The organism is Desulfococcus sp., from assembly GCF_041737845.1.
Classification (GTDB): domain Bacteria; phylum Desulfobacterota; class Desulfobacteria; order Desulfobacterales; family Desulfococcaceae; genus Desulfococcus.
On record NZ_JBGSQX010000030.1, the window covers coordinates 11,792 to 32,688 of the forward strand.

Annotated in this window: 18 protein-coding genes; 9 read left to right on the forward strand and 9 right to left on the reverse strand. The window is 63.6% G+C overall.

The window, feature by feature from the left end; translation table 11 throughout:
* Nucleotides 1-32: 32 nt before the first annotated feature.
* Complete coding sequence (locus ACEW8N_RS03660) at nt 33-1,223, forward strand: DUF2333 family protein (RefSeq protein WP_373498441.1); 1,191 nt, start codon at nt 33-35, stop codon at nt 1,221-1,223.
* Nucleotides 1,224-1,291: 68 nt separating this feature from the next.
* Here the strand turns inward: ACEW8N_RS03660 and hemW are convergent, their stop codons facing one another.
* The 7 genes from hemW to selA all read right to left on the reverse strand — a co-directional run bounded on the left by hemW (nt 1,292) and on the right by selA (nt 8,890).
* Nucleotides 1,292-2,470: a radical SAM family heme chaperone HemW gene (hemW, locus tag ACEW8N_RS03665; RefSeq protein WP_373498442.1), complete on the reverse strand. Its 1,179-nt coding sequence runs from the start codon at nt 2,468-2,470 to the stop codon at nt 1,292-1,294.
* A gap of 203 nt (nt 2,471-2,673) precedes the next feature.
* Nucleotides 2,674-4,203: a uroporphyrinogen-III C-methyltransferase gene (cobA, locus tag ACEW8N_RS03670; RefSeq protein ID WP_373498443.1), complete on the reverse strand. Its 1,530-nt coding sequence runs from the start codon at nt 4,201-4,203 to the stop codon at nt 2,674-2,676.
* Complete coding sequence (gene hemC, locus ACEW8N_RS03675) at nt 4,193-5,128, reverse strand: hydroxymethylbilane synthase (protein WP_373498444.1); 936 nt, start codon at nt 5,126-5,128, stop codon at nt 4,193-4,195. Before hemC ends, cobA begins: the two co-directional genes overlap by 11 nt.
* A gap of 11 nt (nt 5,129-5,139) precedes the next feature.
* Nucleotides 5,140-5,370: a zinc ribbon domain-containing protein gene (locus tag ACEW8N_RS03680; protein ID WP_373498445.1), complete on the reverse strand. Its 231-nt coding sequence runs from the start codon at nt 5,368-5,370 to the stop codon at nt 5,140-5,142.
* Nucleotides 5,371-5,493: 123 nt separating this feature from the next.
* On the reverse strand, nt 5,494-6,084 hold the full coding sequence (locus ACEW8N_RS03685; RefSeq protein WP_373498446.1) for a D-sedoheptulose 7-phosphate isomerase: 591 nt from the start codon (nt 6,082-6,084) through the stop codon (nt 5,494-5,496).
* On the reverse strand, nt 6,081-7,475 hold the full coding sequence (locus tag ACEW8N_RS03690; protein ID WP_373498447.1) for a tetratricopeptide repeat protein: 1,395 nt from the start codon (nt 7,473-7,475) through the stop codon (nt 6,081-6,083). Before ACEW8N_RS03690 ends, ACEW8N_RS03685 begins: the two co-directional genes overlap by 4 nt.
* Nucleotides 7,472-8,890: an L-seryl-tRNA(Sec) selenium transferase gene (gene selA / locus ACEW8N_RS03695; protein ID WP_373498448.1), complete on the reverse strand. Its 1,419-nt coding sequence runs from the start codon at nt 8,888-8,890 to the stop codon at nt 7,472-7,474. Before selA ends, ACEW8N_RS03690 begins: the two co-directional genes overlap by 4 nt.
* A gap of 294 nt (nt 8,891-9,184) precedes the next feature.
* Between selA and ACEW8N_RS03700 the strand changes: the two genes are divergently transcribed.
* Nucleotides 9,185-10,534, forward strand: a complete 1,350-nt coding sequence (locus tag ACEW8N_RS03700) for a radical SAM protein (protein ID WP_373498449.1) — start codon at nt 9,185-9,187, stop codon at nt 10,532-10,534.
* Complete coding sequence (gene prmA / locus ACEW8N_RS03705; RefSeq protein WP_373498450.1) at nt 10,531-11,460, forward strand: 50S ribosomal protein L11 methyltransferase; 930 nt, start codon at nt 10,531-10,533, stop codon at nt 11,458-11,460. Before ACEW8N_RS03700 ends, prmA begins: the two co-directional genes overlap by 4 nt.
* Before the next feature lie 3 nt (nt 11,461-11,463).
* Here the strand turns inward: prmA and ACEW8N_RS03710 are convergent, their stop codons facing one another.
* Complete coding sequence (locus tag ACEW8N_RS03710) at nt 11,464-11,679, reverse strand: biotin/lipoyl-containing protein (protein ID WP_373498451.1); 216 nt, start codon at nt 11,677-11,679, stop codon at nt 11,464-11,466.
* A 420-nt stretch (nt 11,680-12,099) separates the two neighbouring features.
* On the opposite strand from ACEW8N_RS03710, the gene glnD reads away from it, so the two are divergent.
* Both glnD and glnA read left to right on the forward strand, forming a co-directional pair.
* Entirely contained in the window at nt 12,100-14,742 is a 2,643-nt protein-coding gene (glnD, locus tag ACEW8N_RS03715) for a [protein-PII] uridylyltransferase (protein WP_373498452.1), read from the forward strand.
* 60 nt (nt 14,743-14,802) lie between these two features.
* Complete coding sequence (gene glnA / locus ACEW8N_RS03720; RefSeq protein WP_373498460.1) at nt 14,803-16,215, forward strand: type I glutamate--ammonia ligase; 1,413 nt, start codon at nt 14,803-14,805, stop codon at nt 16,213-16,215.
* Between the two features lie 124 nt (nt 16,216-16,339).
* Here glnA and ACEW8N_RS03725 read toward each other — a convergent pair whose 3' ends face one another.
* Nucleotides 16,340-17,377, reverse strand: coding sequence for a cyclopropane-fatty-acyl-phospholipid synthase family protein (locus ACEW8N_RS03725; RefSeq protein ID WP_373498453.1), 1,038 nt, complete (start codon nt 17,375-17,377; stop codon nt 16,340-16,342).
* 201 nt (nt 17,378-17,578) lie between these two features.
* Between ACEW8N_RS03725 and ACEW8N_RS03730 the strand changes: the two genes are divergently transcribed.
* From ACEW8N_RS03730 to ACEW8N_RS03745, 4 genes are all read left to right on the forward strand, one after another.
* On the forward strand, nt 17,579-18,109 hold the full coding sequence (locus ACEW8N_RS03730; RefSeq protein ID WP_373498454.1) for a hypothetical protein: 531 nt from the start codon (nt 17,579-17,581) through the stop codon (nt 18,107-18,109).
* A 67-nt stretch (nt 18,110-18,176) separates the two neighbouring features.
* Nucleotides 18,177-19,430 (forward strand): NAD(P)/FAD-dependent oxidoreductase, encoded by a 1,254-nt coding sequence (locus tag ACEW8N_RS03735; protein ID WP_373498455.1) that lies wholly within the window; start codon nt 18,177-18,179, stop codon nt 19,428-19,430.
* Nucleotides 19,423-20,205 carry a DUF1365 domain-containing protein gene (locus ACEW8N_RS03740; protein WP_373498456.1) on the forward strand — a complete coding sequence of 261 codons (783 nt, stop codon included), beginning with the start codon at nt 19,423-19,425 and terminating at the stop codon, nt 20,203-20,205. The genes ACEW8N_RS03735 and ACEW8N_RS03740 overlap by 8 nt, the downstream gene beginning before the upstream one ends.
* On the forward strand, nt 20,202-20,897 hold a 696-nt coding region (locus ACEW8N_RS03745; protein WP_373498457.1), incomplete at its 3' end, for a class I SAM-dependent methyltransferase. The genes ACEW8N_RS03740 and ACEW8N_RS03745, both read left to right, overlap by 4 nt.

Sequence of the window (20,897 nt, forward strand, 5' to 3'; positions counted from 1 at the left end):
CGTATGAAATCTAATTTTGTGAAGGAGATTCCATGGAGAGCATGAACACCGACGGCAATGGCGATGAAGCGGTCCCGGGGAACAGCCCCGATGAGAGCGGCGGCGAAGCGGCCCCCGCGAAAAAAGCGGCCCTCCTGGGGCCCAAGCGGTTGATCCCGATTGTGCTGATCACCCTGGTGCTCCTGTGGATCGTCTGGACGATCCTGGGATTCCTGGACGACCGGTCGGCCAAAAAGACGGCGGATCAAGGAGCGAAGACAACCGCGGCGGAGCAGAGCCATGATGGCGGGACCGGCAGCGCCCCCCTCGCCGTGAAAACCCCGAGCCATGCGCCCAAGAGCACCGGGCAGGCCGCCTCCCATGACACGGCCAAGTCCGCCGCCGATGACGCCTCCCATGCGGCGCCGAAGTCCGGCGAGACCCATGGGTCCAAGGTCGCCGTGCCGACCCATGCGCCGGTCATGGACGCCGGGAACGGCAGCGCCTTTGTCGCCGCCTGCATCAAGCCGCTGGATCACGAGCTGAACGGGCGGTTCTGGGGATGGCGGCCCAACGACATCCTCAATGTGACGGACAACGTCAACAATTTCCAGCTGGGCGTCCTCGAGGTGACCCGGCGGACCAGCGTCGCCCTGGCCGAGAACCTCTCCCGCACCCGGAGCACCGAGGCTTATGTGCCGGCTCTTGAGGCGGCCATGAACTGTTTCATGATCCACCCCAGGCAATACTGGTTCCCCACCGCGGAGTCGAAGTACCAGGAGGGGATTGACGATATCAAAACCTATATCAAGATGCTCAACAACGGCGAGGCCCGCTTCTATAAACGGGTCGACAACCTCGTCCCCCTCTTCCGGGCCTTCGAGAGCATGCTGGGGAGCTGCGATGAAAACCTCGTCAAGAACCAGGGAGACCTCAGCACCTTCAAGGCCGACAACTATTTCTACTATTCCAGGGGTGTCGCCGCCGCCATGCAGACGATCCTCGAGGGGGTCTCGGCGGAATTCAACGAAATGATGGTCTCCATCCAGGGCGCCGATGTCCTGCACCACGCCATTACGTCCCTGGAGCATGCAGCCCACATGGAGCCCTGGATCGTCTTCGAGGGCAGCCCCGACGGATTCATCGCCAATCATCGGTCCAACATGGCGGCCCACATCAGCCACGCCCGCTTTTATCTGGCGGTGCTGAACCAGGTGATGACCGGAAGCATCCCGCCGGGATGATGCGGGTGAAACGGACGGAGTTCAGCCGGGTGTTCGGATCCCGGCCCTGACCGCGAATCCCCGTCGGTTCACATCGGCGGGGATTCGGGAAAGTCCATGGAGACGAACATCGACGTGATGCCGTCCAGGAAGAGCATGCCCGAAGGCGTCAGGGCGCACCGGGAGGCATCATCCGTCTTCAGCCATCCGTTTTTTCGCAGCTCCGAGAGCACCCCCCCGAACGTCTCTTCGAACCCGAGCCCGAACCCTTCCTCGAAATCTGAAATCCGGATGCCGTCGTTCTGCCGCAGGCCGAGGAAGACCACCTCGATGATTTGCTGCGCGTAACTCAAGACCTCCCGGCCTGCAACGGCCGGTTTTCCCGCCGCCGAAAATGCCAGATACTCTTCAAGGGAGGCAATATTCCACCGCCGCTCTGGCGGGATGAAGGAATGGGCCGACGGCCCGAACCCCAGGTAGGGGGCGAAAGACCAGTATTTCCGGTTGTGCCGGGCCCGTTTTTCCGCCGAACAGGCGAAATTGGAGACCTCGTACTGGGCATAGCCTTTTTCCGCGAGGAACCGGATCGTGGTCAGGAAGAGCCCGCCGACCCGGTCTTCCGAAAGGGGGCGGAACCGGCCCTCAGCCATCCGCCGGGTCAGGGGCGTCCCCGCCTCGTAGGTGAGCATGTAGCAGGAGAGGTGATGGGGGGCCAGGGCCGCGGCCGCCGCCATGTCGGCGATCCAGTCCCCCTCCGTCTGCTTCGGGAGGCCGTAGATCAGGTCGAGGCCGATGTTCTCGAATCCGGCCTCCCGCGCCCACCGCACTGCAAGCCGGGCCTCCTCGGCAGTATGGATCCGCCCCAGGAACCGGAGCCCCGCCTCCGAGAAGGACTGGACCCCGATGTTGATCCGGTTGACGCCCATCCGCCGGAAGGCCGCAAGCGTCCCGGGCGTCACGGTGCCGGGGTTGGCTTCCAGGGTCACCTCTGGGTCCGGGCGCACGGCGAATCGGCCCCGGACCGCCTCCAGGATGTGCCCGATCTGGTCCGGCGCAAGGACTGACGGGGTGCCGCCCCCCAGGTAGAGGGTGTCGAAGGCCAGGCCCGGGGGCGCATCGGCCCGGCGGATCTCCCGGCACAGGGCGTCGAGAAAGGAAGGAATCAGCGAGAGATCGGTATTGGAATAGAAATCGCAGTAGGCGCACTTGCGGACGCAGAAGGGCACATGAATGTAAATGCCTCCGGGTTCTGCGGAAAGGATGGTCATGTCACGCACCAAAGAGCCGGTGATGAATCTGAAGCGGCCGCGCCGCCTGTTCGAACAAGGCCTGATGCGGTGCTGTGACCGTCCGTCCGTGAGTTCGGGGCGGTCGCTTCAGGTTCATCACCGGCGGCTGGATATCCATCCATCGCCATGGGCCGGGGAATCGGAGAATATTGGATACGGCCGGTTGGCGGCGGCGGATAGCCTTAGAGGCGCTGATAGTGGGCCAGGATGGCGTCGCACAGGCCCGGGATCGTGTAGGATTCGGCCGTGACGTCCACCGTGAACCCCAGCTCGCGCGCCGTGTCCGAGGTGATGGGGCCGATGCTCGCAACCGTCACTCCGTTCAACAGGCGCTCCAGGGGCTCGCCTTCGGGCAGGAGGGCCTTGAAATTCTGAACGGTCGAGGAGCTGGTGAAGGTGATCATGTCGATGGCGCCGTCCGCAAGCTCGCCCACGAGCATCTCGGCGTTGTCCCGGACCTGGACGGTTTGGTAGGTGGTGACCTCGTCCACGGTCGCGCCCATGCGGGTCAGCTCCACGGGCAGCACGGGGCGGGCCTCTTTGGCCCGGGGCAGGAGGATGCGCCGGCCGGCGACGGACTGGCCCCGGAAGGCGTCCACCACCGACTCCGCCCGGTAGTTCTCGGGCAGGATGTCGGTTTTCAGGCCGAAGCCCATGAGGGTCTCCGCGGTGACGGGGCCGATGCAGGCGGTCTGGAGGCGGTGGAGGGCCCGAACGTCGTGCCCGGTCTCGAAGAGCCGCCGGAAGAAGAACTTGACGCCGTTGACGCTGGTGAAGACGATCCAGTCATAGGCGGCGAGGTTCTCGATGGCCGCGTCCAGGGGCCGCCAGTCTTCAGGCGGCGCCACCCGGATGGTCGGGCATTCCAGGCAGTCGGCGCCCATGTCGGTCAGGCGCTTCACCAGGTCGCTCGCCTGCTCCCGGGCCCGGGTGACGACAATCCGCTTGCCCAGGAGGGGCCGGTTCTCGAACCATTTGAGGGTGTCCCTTAGGGTGACGACCTTCCCCACGACGATGATGGAAGGGGCCTTGAGGCCCGCGGCCCGTACCCGCTCCACGATATTCTCCAGGGTGCCGAAGACGGACTCCTGGCGGGTCGTCGTGCCCCAGCGGACGAGGCCCACGGGGGTATCCGGCGCCATGCCGTTGTCCATCAGGTTCCGGGTGATATGGGGGAGGTTCTTGACGCCCATGAAAAAAACCAGGGTGCCGATGCCCTTGGCCAGGGAGGCCCAGTGGATGCCGGTGTCCGCCTTGGTCGGGTCCTCGTGGCCGGTGATGAAGGCCAGGGTCGAGGTGAAGTCCCGGTGGGTGAGGGGGATGCCCGCGTAGGCAGGGGCCGCGATGGCCGAGGTGACGCCCGGCACGATTTCAAAGGGAATCCCTGCGGCCGCGAGCACCTCGGCCTCCTCGCCGCCCCGGCCGAAGATGAAGGGGTCCCCGCCCTTGAGGCGGGTCACGATGCGGCCGCCCCCGGCCTTTTCCACGATGAGGGCGTTGATGCCGTCCTGGGGAAGGGTGTGGTCCCCGCCTTTTTTTCCGACGTAGATCAACTCCGCGGTGGGTGCGGCGTATTTGAGCAGGGCGGGCGAGGCGAGGTAGTCGTAGATGACCACGTCGGCCGTTTCGATGCATTCCCGGCCCTTGACCGTGATCAGCCCCGGATCCCCGGGGCCTGCGCCGACCAGATAGACTTTACCCTTAGATTTCATTGAGTTCCTTCAGACTTTCCAGGATGTGACCGGCGCCGCCGGCGATGAGGCGTTCGGCCAGGGCCACGCCGATCTTCTCGGCGTCCCGGGCCGGGCCGGACAGGGATTCCCGGATGACCGTGGCGCCGTCCAGGGAGGCCACCAGCCCCCGCAGGGTGAGGGTGCCGCCGGAAAGGGTCCCGTGGGCCGCGATGGGGACCTGGCATCCGCCTTCCAGGCGGGTCAGGAAGGCCCGCTCCCCCATGACCACCGTCCGCGATTCCGGGTGGTCCAGGGCCGCCGTGATATGGGCGGTGGCGGGGTCGTTTTCCCGGCATTCGATGCAGAGGGCCCCCTGGCCCACCGCCGGGAGCATCACGGTATCCGGGATGATCTCGGTGATCCGGTCCCCAAGGCCCATGCGCTTGAGGCCCGCCGCGGCCAGAATGATCGCGTCGAGATTCTCCGTATCCAGCTTCCGGAGGCGCGTGTCCAGGTTTCCCCGGAGTGAAACGATCTCGAAATCCGGTCGGAGGCTCTTGAGCTGGGCCCCCCGCCGGAGGCTGCTGGTCCCCACACGCGCCCCATGAGGAAGACGGTCCAGCGGAAGCCGGTTTTTCGATATCAGGGCGTCCCAGGGCGCCTCCCGCTCCGGCACGGCACCGATGCAGAGCCCGGCCGGGACCTTGGCCGGCATGTCTTTCATGCTGTGGACGGCCATGTCGATGCGGCCCGCCAGCATGGCGTCCTCGATCTCCTTGACGAAAAGCCCCTTGCCGCCGACCTTGGCCAGGGGCACGTCCAGAATCCTGTCTCCCTGGGTCTTGATGATGAGCAGTTCCACCGTCGTGCCGGGAAATTTTTCCAGGATGGCCGACCGGGTCCAGTGGGCCTGCCAGAGGGCCAGTTGGCTGCCGCGGGTGCCGATGGTGATTTGCCGCGCCATCTGATCTGCCATCAGTGGCCGCACCCGGCGCAGCTCGAGGCGGTGCAGCCCCCGCAGGACGAAGCGCCGGCGGACGCCTTGACCGTCTCGCCGCCGCCGCCCTTGCTCATGAAGCCGCAGGCCGACATCATCTTTTTAACGTCCGAGCTCTTGCAGTCCGGGCACTCGGCCTGATAGCTCCCGATGATGAGGCATTCAAAATCCTTGTTGCATTTGTCACAGTGATATTCGTAGATAGGCATTCTTTTCTCCTTGCCGTCCGGGTCTTTCCATCGGCCGATCGACCGACAGTCGCTAAATCGCCAGAGTAACCATTGCCGGACGTAAAATCAACACGCCGTTCGCGCTTTCTCTTCCCTCAGCCTTCAGCCTTCAGCCTTCCCCCTGACCTCCCCGAACATTCTCTCCTCCGTCAGCTCGCACAGGATATGGGCCAGGGTGATGTGGGTCTCCTGGATCCGGGCGGTGACGTCCGAGAATACCGTGAAGAGAATGTCGGAAAGCGGTGTGAGCTTTCCGCCGCGGCCGGTGAAGCCGATGGTCGCGATCCCCATCTCCCGGGCCTGCTCCATGGCGAGGACCACGTTGGGCGAGTTCCCGCTGGTGCTCATGCCCATGGCGATGTCGCCGGTCCGGCCGAGGGCTTCCACCTGCTTCTGGAAGATCCGGTCGAAGTGGTAGTCGTTGCCGATGCTCGTGATCACCGAGGTGTCGGTCGTGAGGGCCAGGGCCGCGAGGGGCCGCCGCTCCTTCCGGAAACGGTTGACGAACTCCGCGGCGATGTGCTGGGCGTCGGCTGCGCTGCCGCCGTTTCCGAAGAGCAGGAGCTTGCCGTCGCCGGTGAGGCACCGGTCGATCCTTTCCGCCGCCGCGATCAGGGTGTCGACATGGGCCAGGACGCTCCTCTCCTTGGTTTCGAGGCTCGCCCTCAGGCTGGCCAGGATCATCTCTCTCATGCGGTTTCCTTTTTCTGCGAAATCTCTTCCGAAGGCGATAGACTCCCCCGGATCCGGTCGATATAAGCCCGGGAATCGCACCCCAGATCATGGGCGCGTTGAAAGGCTGCGAGGGCTTCATCCAGGCGGTTCATGGCCAGGCAGAGTTTGCCCAGGTTCTGCCGGTAGGTGCCGTTTCGGGGCGAGATCTCAATGCTGTGCCGGCAGAAGAGCAGGGCTATTTCGGGGTTCTCCCCCTTCCGGTGGAACAGGATGCCCAGCTCTGAGAGGGAGGCCGCGTCGCTGGGGTTGCTCTTGACGGCGCTGCCGAAGGCGGCGGCGGCCCCGTGGATGTCTCCCCGGGCCAGAAGGCATTCCCCGAGCTTCCGCCAGGCTGCGCCCGAGGCGGGGTTGAGGGCCGCGGCCCGGACGAGGTAGGGCTCCGCCTTTTCCGGGAGGCCCTCCTGGAGGTAGATCCTGCCGATCTGGTAAGGCAGTTCGAAGACGTCTTCGGCGTCCCGGCCGGCTTCGAGAAGCCGGTCCGCCTCGATGAGATGCATGAGGGCTTTTTCCGGGTCCCCCATCATCTCGTGGACCAGGCCGATGTTGTGGACGGGCATGATGCCTTCCCGGCGCAGGCCGGCGGCGGTCTTGAATTCCCGGAGCGCCGCGTGCAGGGCCCCCAGGGAGGCATAGCAGACCCCGAGGCTGTTGCGGATGTCCGCGTCGGCTGGGTTCATCTTGAGGGCGGCTTTCAGCTCCTCGGCGGCGCCGTGGATGTTCCCCTCCTGGAAGAGCCGGTCGGCGCTGATGTTGAGGCTCACCGCATCGAAGGCGGCGATGCCGCCGGGCCCGAGGAAGCGGGCGTGCAGGAGGGCCTTGCGGGCGTTCTTGAGGGTGTCGAGGCGTCCGTAGTCGGCCAGGGGGTATTCGGTGATGCCGGCGGTCAGGGTCTCCCCGCGGACCTGGGAAAAGACCTGCCGGATCTCCTCCGCGAGGTCCCGGGCGTCGGACTCGGTCTGCTCCGGCAGGAAAACCCCGATGAGGTCCTGTTCGATCACGCCCCAGAATCCGCCGCCGGCGCGGCACCCCTCGTCGACCACCACGGCGGCATCCAGAAGCAGGGATATGGCGGCCTCGTCTCCAGCCGCCTGCCGCAGGCTGAAAAAATCGTCCAGGCGAAGCAGCATGACGGCGAAGGCGGGAACCGGTTCGAGGCGCCGGAGGGTCTCCTCGACCAGGGCTTTCCCGATGGGCATCTTCGGGAACCGCGCGGAGAGCTCTTTGATGCCGATGGGGATTCGCCCCCGCCCGGCCGGGCGGGGGGCGTCATCGAGTTCTTTGGTCTCGTACAGCAGGAAAGCCTGCCGATCTCCTGTCCGGGCATAGATTTTTTTGCGGTGTCCGGTCATGGTTCCAGCAGGTTCCTGACGGCGGCGGCGAGGGTGTCGATCTCTTCGTCTCGCACGGTTCTGAAGTCCAAAACAAAACGATCGTCCTCGATGCGGCCGATGACGGGCGGCACATGCTCCCGCATCCGTCGTTCGACGGCGTTGGCCGAGAGCCCGTCGATTTCCAGGCCCACGCATCGGGTGGGAAGCTCCTGAAGCGGCAGGGATCCGCCGCCGACCCTGGAGAAGCCGTCTGTCATCCGGACGCTCAGGCGCTCGGGGGCGTCGGCCTGCGCCATGGCGACAAACCGTTCGGCCCGCCGCTCGATCTCCGCGAAGGGGACGGTGAGCATCCGGAGCGTGGGAATGGCATAAACGGCCTTTTGCGGGTCCCGGTAAAGCCGCAGCGTCGATTCCAGAGCGGCCAGGGTCATCTTGTCGATCCGGAGCGCCCGGGTCAGGGGGTTCTTCTTGACGGCGTCCAGGATGGGCTTTTTCCCCACGATCAACCCCGCCTGGGGCCCCCCCAGAAGCTTGTCGCCGCTGAAGGTGACGACGTCGATGCCGGCGGCCACCGCTTCCTGCACCGTGGGCTCCCGGGTCAGGCCGAAGGCGGAAAGGTCGATGAAGCTGCCGCTGCCCAGGTCTTCCATGACCGGGATGCCGTGCTTCCGGCCCAGTTCGACCAGCTCCCGGGCAGATACCGATTTGGTGAACCCCACCACGCTGAAATTGCTGGTGTGGACCTTCATGAGAAGCCCGGTCTCGTCGCCCACGGCCTGCTCATAGTCCCTGAGGTGGGTCCGGTTGGTGGTGCCGACCTCCCGGAGTCTGGCGCCGCTCCGGGCCATGACGTCGGGAATCCGGAAGGACCCTCCGATTTCGACCAGCTCGCCCCGGGAAACCACGGCCTCCTTTCCCCGGGCCAGGGTGTCGAGGCAGAGGAGCACGGCGGCGGCGTTGTTGTTGACCGCCATGGCCGCCTCCGCGCCGCTGATCTCGCACAGGATCCCCTCGATGGCGCTGTACCGGAGCCCGCGGGCGCCCTTGACCAGGTCGAATTCCAGGTTGCTGTACCGGCGGGAGATGCGGGCGACGTTTTCCACGGCCGGTTCGGCCAGGAGGGACCGGCCCAGGTTGGTGTGCACCACGACCCCGGTGGCGTTGATCACCGGCCGCAGGGCAGGCATCAGCTCGCAGTCGATGTGGCCCTTGAGCCGGGCCATGACCCGGTCGTCGGCCAGGTCGTCCAGGCCGATGGCGTGCTCCCCGTGGATGACCGCCTTCCGGAGTCCGTCCACCAGGGTCCGGCTGACGCGGGTCAGGAGGGTCCGGGGGACCGCATCGAAGAACGGGTCGGAGCGGGCCTGCTCGAGAATACGGTCGATTCCCGGGAGTTTTCTTAACAGGTTCTGTTGTGGTTCGGTCAGTTGCATTCCCATTTCCCTGAAGCCCGCACCCTGAAGACCCCAAACGGGTGCCGGCAGGAGGGCGTTGAACCGCGGCATCGCCCGGGGCAGTGGCGGCGACCCGATCTGGCCGTGCTGCCGGGATCCCCGGCGCGGCGGAAAGTAAAAATATAACACCTGCCGCGCCCCGGTTTCAACTGAATTATCGCCGGTTTTCGGGAATTCACGGAATTGTCCGGGGGCGGCATCCATTTTTTCCCGGCGGGCCGGCCCTTCCTGTGATATGAACTGCACAAACCATGATCGGAGACATTGGAAAGGATGATGCAGCGAAGACAGACGGCACGACGCGGAAAACCGGCGAAGAAGGGGGCGCCGGTCACGGCCCTGGCGGCCAATTCCGCCGGGGAGATCTTCGAGCTGGAAGGGTATGCCGCAGCGGGCATGGCGGGCGATCGGATGGTTCCCCTCACCCTGGAAAACACCCTCCCCATGCCCCACGGCGGAGAGCTGATGTTCCTGGCGCACCGGAGCCCGGTGGCCTTCAACCGCGCCACCGGCCGGCCGGAGGTGATCCCGGAAAACCCCTTTGCGCCCGGCGAGCCGATTTGCGCGGTGGCGGCCTTCAATTCCCCCGGATATGTCAATGCCTGCGTCAGCGCCTACCGGGAGCGGACCCCCGGGGATATCCTCCCGCTCTTTTCCTACGGCGCGGTGGGATGGCAGGGCGGCGGGTTCCGGTCCGCCGTGATCTGCGTGGACCGGGAGCCCCGCCAGGACCTCCGGCGGATGCCCCGGGAGAAGGTCGTGGAAGGGGTGCTTCGCATGCAGAAGATACTGCCGGAAAACCGGCTGCGGCGGCACCTCGAACGGTGCGCCCTCGAATATGGCTGCCCGGCCGGAAAGAACTTCTTCCTGGGCCGCTACGAGGCCCCCCTGCCCACCTCCCGGGTCTGCAACGCCCGGTGCCTGGGATGCATCTCCCTGCAGCCTGCGGGCGGGGTGTCGTGCAGCCAGGAACGCATCGATTTCACGCCCACCCCCGAGGAGATCGCCGGGGTGGCCCTGGCCCACATCCGCCGGGTCGACCGTGCCGTGGTCAGCTTCGGCCAGGGATGCGAGGGGGACCCGCTCCTGGCCGCCCACGTCATCGAACCGGCCATCCGCCTGATCCGCCGGGAGACGGACAGGGGCACCATCAACATGAACACCAACGCGAGCCTTCCGGATGTGCTGTCGCAGCTCATCGACGCCGGCCTCGACAGCATCCGGGTCTCCATGAACAGCGTGCGGGAGGCGTGCTACCACGCCTATTTCCGCCCCGGGGGCTACGGTTTCGCCGATGTGGTGAAGAGTATCGACACGGCGTTGGCCCGGGGCCGGTTCGTGTCCGTCAACTACCTGAACTGCCCCGGGTTTACGGACACGCCCGAGGAGGTGGCGGCCTTCATGGCCTTCCGGCGGGCCCACCCGGTGCATTTCATCCAGTGGCGGAACCTGAACTATGATCCTGTCAGGTACTGGGCGGCCATGAACCGGGCGGCCTCCCACGGCGCGCCCTTGGGGATGGCCGCGGCCCTGTCGCGGATCCGCAGGGCGTTTCCGGATCTTCAACACGGGTATTTCAACCCCCCGAAGGAGAAATGGGGAAAAAACAAGGATAAGGAATGAAGTGGACCCAGGTGAAGGTCATCTTTGAGTATCCTGACACGGCCCTGGCGGCCGATCTCATATCGGACGTGTTTTATGACCTCGGGCTGTCGGGGGTGGTGGTGGAGAGCCCGGAGATGTCGCCCGAGGAAGGGTGGGGCGAGGATGCCCTGCCCCTGCCCGAGTTTGATTCCGTGAGCGGATATTTCCCCGGAAACGCCGAGGGGGCCCGGAAGATCCAGGCCCTGGAGGCGGGGGTCCGGGCGTTGGGCAGCCGGACCGGGATGACCACCCGGATCCTCCATCAGGAGCTGGACGAGGAGGACTGGGCCGAGTCCTGGAAGGCCTATTTCCGGCCGGAGAAGATCAGTGACAAAATTGTCGTGAAGCCCACCTGGCGGTCTTATACCCCGGGCTCTCCTGCGGAAATCGTCCTCGAGATCGACCCGGGCATGGCCTTCGGTACCGGCACCCACCCCACCACCGCCCTGTGCATTCAGATGATCGAGGACTGGCTGGTGCCGGGGCAGCGGTTTCTCGACGTGGGCACCGGCTCGGGGATCCTCATGATCGCGGCGGGAAAACTGGGCGCCGGACCCATGGTCGGGGTGGACCGGGACAGCGTGGCCGTCGACGTGGCCCGGCAGAACCTGATGCACAACGGGATCGGCCCCGAAGCGGCCCGGATCCATGGCGGGGACCTCCTGGACTGCGTGGACCAGACCTTCGACCTGGTGGCGGCCAACATCCTCTCGGAGGTGATCATAGTCCTTCTGGACGACATCCGGCGGGTGCTGGCGCCCGGCGGCATCCTCATCTGCTCCGGCATCATCTTGGAGAACCGGGGGCGGGTGACGGAGAAGATGGCCGCCCTGGGCTTCAAGATCCTGGAGGTCCGGGAAAAAGAGGGCTGGGTGGCCGTCGCCGGCCGCTTGGCTGACCCCTGAACCTTATTCGATCACCGCAAGCAGGTCATCCTCTTCGACCGGATCGCCTTCCTTGACGCGGATCTCTTGGACCGTGCCGCCACAGGGGGCGAAGATCGGGGTTTCCATCTTCATGGCCTCGATGATCATGGCCGCTTCGTCCTCCTCCACCCGCCGGCCGACCTCGAGGCTGATCTTCACGATTTTTCCCGCAAGGGGCGCTATAATTTTTTCCGCCATGCGATGCTCCTCCGTTTGAACTGCAGGGGGCGGTTTGCGGCAACGTCCATCGGCCCCCCTTAGTTTTGTACAGCGAAACAATGGTTGCGTTTTTCGGGCTCTCTACCCCCCCCCATGGCGATGTCAAGGAGGCGCTGACGCGGCCGGGCCGGGCGCATCCCCGGCTTGGGGGCATGTCTCCAGCGCGGGGAGAAGCGGGTGAGGAAATCGCTGGAAGGAAAAACATTATTGTAATAAATTTTGAAAAAATATTACATAAATGTATTCGCCGGCACCGGGGGCTGGCGCCTTTGATTTAAGATAAGTATAAATATATAAAGCTGTTATATTCATCAAAAGAATCTGGTACGCATATTGCTCACTGTATCAACATCGACAAAAACACGGGATAACGCGGGCTGAACAATGATGACGGCAACAATGACAACGAGATCCGACAAACCGGTGAGGACCCTGGCGCTGCGGAGAAAAGCGCTCATCGAGGACTTCCTGAAAGGGGATGTCCCGGATTTTGTCGCCAGATACACCCGGTTTTTGGATGACTATTTTCATGAATCCTATGAAAACAGCGTCATTGGGCCGAAGCTGGATATCCGGAAGAATCCCTATGCCATCATCGCCCTGGGCGGATACGGCCGGGAGGAGCAGTGCATTCATTCCGACGTGGACCTGCTCGTCCTGTTTGAGCGGGAGATCCCGGATGCGGCCATGGGGCTCATCCGTGAGGTGATCTATCCCCTCTGGGATATCGGCGTGGAGGTCGGTCATGCCACCCGCACCCTGGAGGAGTGCATTGTTTCGGCGGTCGAAGACATCGAGACCCTGACGGCCCTCCTCGATGCGCGGTTCATCTGCGGCATGTCCCGCCTGTATTCACGGCTGCTGGATCTCCTGCGGGAGAAGATCGTGCGGGACGATCCGGATGCGGTGATCGAGCGGGTCGTCCTGAGGAACCGGGAACGGCATGAAAGCTTCGGTGATTCCACCTATCTTCTGGAGCCCAACCTGAAAGAAGGGCAGGGCGGCCTGCGGGACTATCACACCATGCTGTGGGTGGCCCGCATCCGGAACCAGCTCACCCAGCCGCGGGACCTGGAATATCACGGCTGCCTCTCCCACGAGGAATATCGAAACCTGAGCCGGGCCCTGGCCTTCATCTGGCGGGTGCGGAATTACCTTCATTACCTGTCCCGGCGGAAATGCGACCAGTTGTATTTCTCCTATCAGGAGAAGATGGCCCAGGCCCTGGGGTATGAATACCGGGACGGCCAGCAGCCGGTGGAGCGGTTTCTGGGGGACCTGCACCAGCACATGGGCTTCCTGAAGCAGCAGCAGCAGATGGTGGTCTATGAGCTGGAAATGGAGAGATCCCACCGGCGGGGGCGGAAGTCGCCGGAGAAACCCCACGGGGACGGGCTCGTTGTTGTCGATGGGATGCTCAATTTCGCATCCTCCAAGGCGATCCCCAGACAACCGGAGATCCTCATGGGGATTTTCGAGGAGAGCGCCCGGCTCAAGCTCCCCCTGAGCATTGAAGCCCGCAGGCTGGTAAGGGAGTTCCGCCACTGTGTCGACGCGGCGTTTCGCACGTCCGGGGCCGTCCGGCGCTCGTTCGAGCAGATTCTCCTGACGCCGGTGCCCAAATTCAATGTGCTGGAGGCCATGTCGGAAACGGAGTTTCTGGAGGCCTATATCCCCCAGTTCAATGAAATCGTCCACCGGATTCAATATGACGAATACCACCTCTACCCCGTGCATCGGCACCTGCTGCGCACGGTCCAGACGATCAAGAAATTCGGCACGCCCGACGACCCCACGACAAAACCCCTGTGCGGACAGCTCTACGCGGACCAGTCCCACGCCGAGCGGATTACCCTGATCTGGGCCGGCCTGCTGCACGACATCGGCAAGGGAAAGTCGATCGGGAATCACTCGGAGATGGGGGAGGTCCTGGCCCGGGAAATCCTGGCGGAAAAGGGCTATCCCCCGGAGACGATCGAGACCGTCGCCTTCCTGGTCCGGGAGCATCTCTTCCTGGCCAAGATCGCCACCCGGAGGGACATCCAGGACGAGGAGACCGCGCTCCACTGCGCCCGCAGGATCGGGAACCCCGGAAGGCTGAAGATGCTGCATCTCCTGACGGTCGCCGATTCGGTCGCCACCGGACCCAAGGCCTGGAACGGCTGGACGGCTGCATTGCTCGAAGAACTCTACTTGAACGTTTGCAGCACCTTCCGGGACGGCGAACTCACCTCCGCCGGCGCCGTCCAGCTCATGGAGGAGAAGAAGGCGTTCATCCTGGGCCTTGCCGACGGCCCCGAGACGCTGGAGGCCTGGGAGTCGCTGTTCCGGATGATGTCGCCCCGGTATCTGATCAACACGGCCAGGGAGAATATCGCCGACCATATCGCCCTCTACAACCGTCTCGGAAAAGCCAATTTTGTCTGGAAGGTGGAAAAATCCCCCGGTCGGGCGACCCGGACCGTCACGATCTGCGCCCGGGACTGCCCCGGTCTGTTTTCCCGGATCTCCGGGGTATTCACCCTGAACGGCATGGATATCCTGGCGGCCCAGGTCTATACCTGGCGCAACAACATCGCCCTGGACGTCTTCGAGGTCAACCCGCCGCCCGACAGCATTTATGAATCCGAGAAATGGGCGCACGCCGAAGCCGACCTGGAGTCGGCCCTCCTGGGAAGCCTGGACCTCGGCGCGGCGCTGAAGGAGAAGATGGAGATTTATGCGGAAGCCGGGCCCTTGCGCCAGGGCAGGCCGCCCCGGGTCAAGGTGGACAACGAGATTTCCAGTTTTTTTACGGTTGTCGAGGTATTTTCATACGATTTCCTGGGGCTTCTGTACAAAATCACGGACGCCCTGTTCAAATGCCGCCTGGATGTCTGGGTGGCGAAGATTGCAACCAAGGTCGATCAGGTGGTGGATGTCTTCTATGTCAGGGACTTTGACGGCCAGAAGGCCGACAGCCCCGAACAGGTCGCGGCCATCCGGACGGCCCTCATGGCGGTTCTTACGGAAAGGCCGGACGAGGAGAACGGGAATTTCTGATCGCCCGAGAGTTATCTTACTTTTTTCACCATACCCTTCAAGGAGGAAATGTACATGACAATGACACCTGAACAAGTGATCGCAATGGCAAAAGAGAACAAGGCGACCGTGGTCGATATCCGCTTTATGGACTTTCCCGGCATATGGCAGCATTTTTCCGTGCCGGTCTGCGAGCTGGATGTCTCCAACTTCGAGGACGGATACGGTTTTGACGGTTCGAGCATCCGCGGCTGGCAGCCCATCAACGCCTCCGACATGCTGGTGATTCCGGACCCCTCCACCGCCAAGATGGATCCCTTCTTCGCCGACCCCACCCTCGTGCTCATCGGCAACATCGTCGATCCCATCACCCGCGAGCCCTATTCCCGCGACCCCCGCTACATCGCCCAGAAGGCCGAGGCCTATCTCAAGAGCACCGGCATCGGCGACACCGCTTACATCGGTCCCGAAGCGGAGTTTTTCATCTTCGACAACGTCCAGTATGCGTCGGGAACGAACCACGCCTTCTACGAGATCGACTCCACGGAAGGCACCTGGAACACCGGCCGGGATGAAATGCCCAACCTCGGATACAAACCCCGCCACAAAGAGGGCTACTTCCCGGTGCCGCCCAATGACAAATTCCAGGACCTCCGGTCCGAGATGATGCTGACCCTCGAAAAGCTGGGGATCGTTGTCGAGTGCCAGCACCACGAGGTGGCCACCGCCGGACAGTCCGAGATCGACATGCGGTTCGCCCCGCTCCTGCAGATGGGCGACCAGATGGTGTGGTTCAAGTATGTCCTGAAAAACGTCGCCTACAAAAACGGCCACACGGTCACCTTTATGCCCAAGCCCCTGTTCCAGGACAATGGCACCGGCATGCACACCCACCTGAGCATCTGGAAGGGCGGAGTCCCCCTGTTCGCGGGCGACAAGTACGCGGGGCTCTCCCAGATGGGTCTCTGGGCCATCGGCGGCATCCTGAAGCACTGCCCGGCCCTCTGCGCCATCACCAACCCGACCACCAACTCCTACAAACGGCTGGTGCCCGGGTTCGAAGCGCCGGTGAACCTGGCCTACTCCAGCCGGAACCGCAGCGCTGCCGTCCGCATTCCCATGTACTCCTCCTCGCCCAAGGCCAAGCGGATCGAGTTCAGAACGCCCGACCCGTCCTGCAACGGCTACATGGCCTTCTCCGCCGTCCTCATGGCGGCCCTGGACGGCATCGAGAACAAGATCGACCCGGGCTCGCCGCTCGACAAGGACATCTACGGCCTGCCGCCCGAAGAGCTGGCGGAAATCCCCTCCGCGCCGGGCTCCCTGCCGGAGGCCCTGGCCGCCCTCAAGGCCGACCACGAATTCCTGCTGAAGGGCGGTGTTTTCACCCCCGACGTCATCGAAAAGTGGATCAGCTACAAGACCGAAAACGAGGTGAATGCGGTCAACCTGCGTCCGCATCCCCACGAATTCTTCCTCTACTTCGACATCTAATCGCAAGCGCAGCCTCTTTTCCGCCCCCGGCTTCGGGGGCGGCAAGGATGAGGCCCCCGACGGCATCGCCCTTTTCCCCGGGGCGGTGCCGTTTTTTTTGGTGCGGACAGACCGCTGTCGGGCGTCACCGCATGAGGTAGTGGGACACGATCCATTCCCCGCCGTTTCGACATCCCCACAATTCGGCGCAGGCCATGAAAAAAATGCGCCAGCGCTGCAGCCATTTGGCGGCGTTTTCCGGCCCGTATGCACGTGCCATCACCGGCAGCAGCGCCTCATGATGTGCGTCAAGGTTGGAAAGCCATGCCTCGGCGGTTTTCCGGTAATGGGTGCCGTTGACCCGCCAATGCCGTTCAATCGAAAGATGTTCCTGGAAACGGTACAGAAGATCGTCCGACGGCATCATGCCCCCGGTGAAGAAATGGCGGCCCATCCAATCGTCCGGGTCCCGGATTTCGTAGAGATAGGCCAGCTTTCGGTGGGTGAAGATATGGAGGAAGAATTTGCCCCCGGGCCGGAGCCAGCCCCGGATGCGTTCGAGCAATTGCTTCCAGTTCCGCATGTGCTCGAACATCTCCACGGAAACCACCCGATCGAAGCGCCGCGCCGTGTCAAAGACATTCATGTCGGCCGTGACCACCTCCAGGTTGGTGATGCCGCGCTCCCTGCATCGCCCGAGAATGAATTCCCGCTGGGGCCCGGAGTTGGAGACCGAAAGAATGCGGCTTCGGGGGTAGTGTTCGGCCATCCAGAGGGAGACGGCGCCCCACCCGCACCCCAGCTCGAGAACGGTCATGCCGTCTTCGATATCGGCGCGCCGGCAGGTCAGCGCCAGCATGGCGTCCTCGGCATCGTCCAGGGCGGCCGCCCCGTTCTCCCACCAGCAGGCGCTGTATTTCAGCCGCCGGCCCAGGACGTTTTCAAAGAACTCCGGCGGAAGTTCGTAGTGCTGGTCGTTGGCTTTTTCCGGCAGAACGGCCACCGGGCTCCGGCGCAGGGATGCCACAAATTCGTCCCTGGCGGCCCGCCGGGCGTGGGCGCTTCCCCGGCTCTCCTGAAGCAGGCGCAGGCGGTTCAGTCCGCGGATTCCCGCGCGGATCAGGGGGTCCGGAATTCTTCCTCTTTCCGCAAGGCGGATCATGTGGGTCACGGGATGGGTCATGGTGATTTCTCTCCTTCATGCTCGAAGAAAATGTTATGATAGTAGAATTTAAACTGTTACCGAATACTGTCAATAGAGGGGATATCCCTCTTAATCAGACCCTAAGATATCCTCACTGTGATTCTGTTTATGCGTCTTAATTTGGTGGTAAATGGTATTTGTAAAGAGAAAATGTTGATCATTCCGTTGCAGGAGGCTAATATGAAAGACATCCGCAAGACAGACAACGCCCGAGATGCATTCGGAAGTCATGAGAATCGGTCGATCCCGGCGGTGGAGGGGATCATGTCCGGCTGGCAGAACTACCTGGCAGACATGCTCACCCGGATGGACGAATATTTGAGGCCCGGAAGTCTCGTGACCTTTGAACGGATGCAGTCGGAGGAACGTCGGTTCTTCGAAAGCCTTCATACCCGGGTTGTGGTTCCGGATGCGGCTGCGGCGATTTTCATGCCGCCCAGCGTGATCCGTCAGATGAAGGCCGCCCATCCCAATGCCACGGGCGGAGAGGCGTTTCGCAAGTTCACGGATGCGGGCATTGTTTTGGCCTCCCGGAAAGGGGGCTACCGGGTGATCTTGAATGCCGTTTTCGCCCTGGCGCCCTTTGCGCCGGCCATCGACATCTACGAAGACGGGGGCCTCTTGGCCGGATACATGTACAAAAGCATCGACGAGTGCATCCGCGATCTTACCACGGTCATGGGGATTTACCTGGGAATCCGGGGGCAGTAGTGGAAGGGTGCCAGAACCTTTTTGCCGGACGGCGGATGCGCCGGCGGGAACGGAATGGAGGTGCCGCATGAGAATCGCAGTGATCGGCAGCGGGATTTCAGGCCTCACGGCCGCCCGGCTGCTTTCAGCGGAACACGAGGTGACCGTCTTCGAGGCCGGCGGATATGTCGGGGGACACACCCACACGGTGGATGTCGTTTTCCAGGGCCGGACCTACGCGGTGGATACCGGCTTCATCGTATTCAACGACCGCACCTACCCCAATTTCGTCGCGCTGATGCGGCGCCTCGGGGTGGGGCGGAAACCTTCGAACATGAGCTTTGGCGTCAAGTGTGAAAAGACCGGCCTGGAATACTCCCCCAGCACCCCGGGCAGCCTTTTCTGCCAGCGGCGGAACCTCGTGCGTCCGTCGTTTTACCGGATGATCGCGGACATCTTCCGGTTCAGAAGAACGGCAGGCGCGCTGCTGGCAAGCGGCGACGACGACCTCACCCTGGGCGACTACCTCTCCCGCAACGGCTATTCCCGGGCCTTTATCCAACACTTTATCATCCCCATGGGAGCGGCCGTCTGGTCGGCCGATACAGGCGGTTTCGCCGATTTCCCGGCCCGCCTCTTCGTGGAATTCTTCACCCACCACGGCTTCCTGTCCATCCGGAACCAGCCCCAGTGGTACGTCATCCAAGGGGGGTCCCGGGCTTACATCCCACCGCTGACCGCGCCGTTCAAAGATCGGATCCGCTTGAACACCCCTGTCCGCGCGCTGACGCGTCACCCGGACCATGCGGCGCTGACGTTTGAGGGTGGGGAGAGAGAGGTTTTCGATCAGGCGGTCGTGGCGACCCACAGCGACCAGGCCCTGGCCCTGCTGGCCGATCCGTCCGAAGACGAGCGCCGGATCCTGGGGGAGATCCCCTACCGGGAAAACCGCGTGGTCCTGCACACGGACACGGCCGTTCTCCCGGAGAACCGCAAGGCCTGGGCAAGCTGGAACTACCGGATCCCCCGGGAAGATACCGGCGAATCCACCGTCACCTACAACATGAACCTGCTCCAGGGGCTCCAGGCGCCGGCGACCTTCTGCGTCAGCCTGAACCCGGCCGAATCGGTCCGGCCGGACAGGATTCTTCAAACTTTCTCCTACCACCACCCGGTCTACACCCCCCGAAGCCTTCGGGCCAGGAGGGAGCGGGACCGCATCAACGGCGTCAACCGGACCTGGTTCTGCGGGGCCTACTGGGGGTACGGCTTCCACGAAGACGGCGTGAACAGCGCCCTTGCGGTCTGCACCCATTTCGGAAAGGGGATCGACCATGCATAGCGCCGTCTATACCGGCACCATCCGGCACCGTCGGTTCCTGCCGGTTGAAAACCAGTTTCAGTACCGGATTTTTTTCATGTACCTCGACCTGGACGAGCTGGACCATGTCTTTGACGGCCACCCGTTCTGGTCGGTCGAGCGCTTCAACATCGCCTCTTTTCGCCGGAGCGACCACGCGGGCGATCCCCGGCTTCCCCTGGACCGGGCGGTCCGGGAGCTGGTCCGGGCCGAGACCGGCGAGCGGCCGGCGGGGCCCATCCGGGTCCTGGCCCATCTCCGATATTTCGGCTACTGCTTCAACCCGGTGAGCTTCTACTATTGCTTCGGCCGGGACGGACGTACCGTCGAGGCGGTGGTGGCGGAGGTCCGCAACACGCCGTGGCTCGAGACCCACTGCTACGTCTTCGGGAATGCGGGCAACGAGCACCCGGATCCGGCATGGCGGCGGTACCGGTTCGACAAGGCATTCCACGTATCGCCGTTCATGGACATGGACATCCGCTACGACTGGCGGTTCCGGGTGCCGGGGGAGCGGCTCAACGTCTACATGATCAACCACTCCGGGGGGCGCAGGGTGTTTGACGCGCGCCTTGCCCTCGACCGCCGCGAGATCAGCCCGGCGACGCTCACGGGGGTCCTGACCGCCTATCCCTGGATGACGGCCAAGGTCACCCTGATGATCTACCGCCAGGCGTTTCGCCTCTGGCGGAAACGGGTGCCCTTTTACGTCCACCCGGAAAAACGGACCGTGTCCTACGGAGGAGGGGCACCATGACGGAATCCATCATGCCTTTGCGGGAATACGCCTGGGAAAAAATGCTGGCGACACCCCTGAAAAACGCAGCCCGGAAGGTCTTTTTTTCGCTTCTGGCAAACCTCCGGTACGGGCGGCTGACCTTTCGGGACGGCGAGGTCTGCCGGTCTTTCGGCGGCACCGATCCGCGTTTCCCCATCGAGGCCACGGTCTTCGTCCATGACCCCAAGTTCTACGGCAGGGTGCTTGTCGGCGGCACCGTGGGCGCGGGCGAAGCCTACATGGCCGGCTACTGGTCCGCGGACGATCTCACCGCGGTGATCCGCATCATCGTCCTGAACGAATCGATCATGGCGGAGATGGAAAAGGGCTGGGCAAGGCTCAGCGCACCGTTCCAGCGGGCGTTTCACCGGATGCGAAAGGACACCCGGGAGGGCAGCCGTGCCAATATCGAGGCCCACTACGACCTCGGAAACGATTTCTACCGCCTCTTCCTGGACGAGACCATGACCTACTCCTGCGGCATTTTCGAGGGGCCGGACAGCACCCTCGCGGAGGCGTCCATCGCCAAGTATGACCGCATCTGCAGAAAACTGGGGCTGACCGATGCGGACCACGTTCTGGAGATCGGCGCCGGGTGGGGCGGGTTCGCCGTCCACGCCGCCGCCCGGTACGGCTGCCGGGTTACCGCGACGACCATCTCCCGCGAGCAG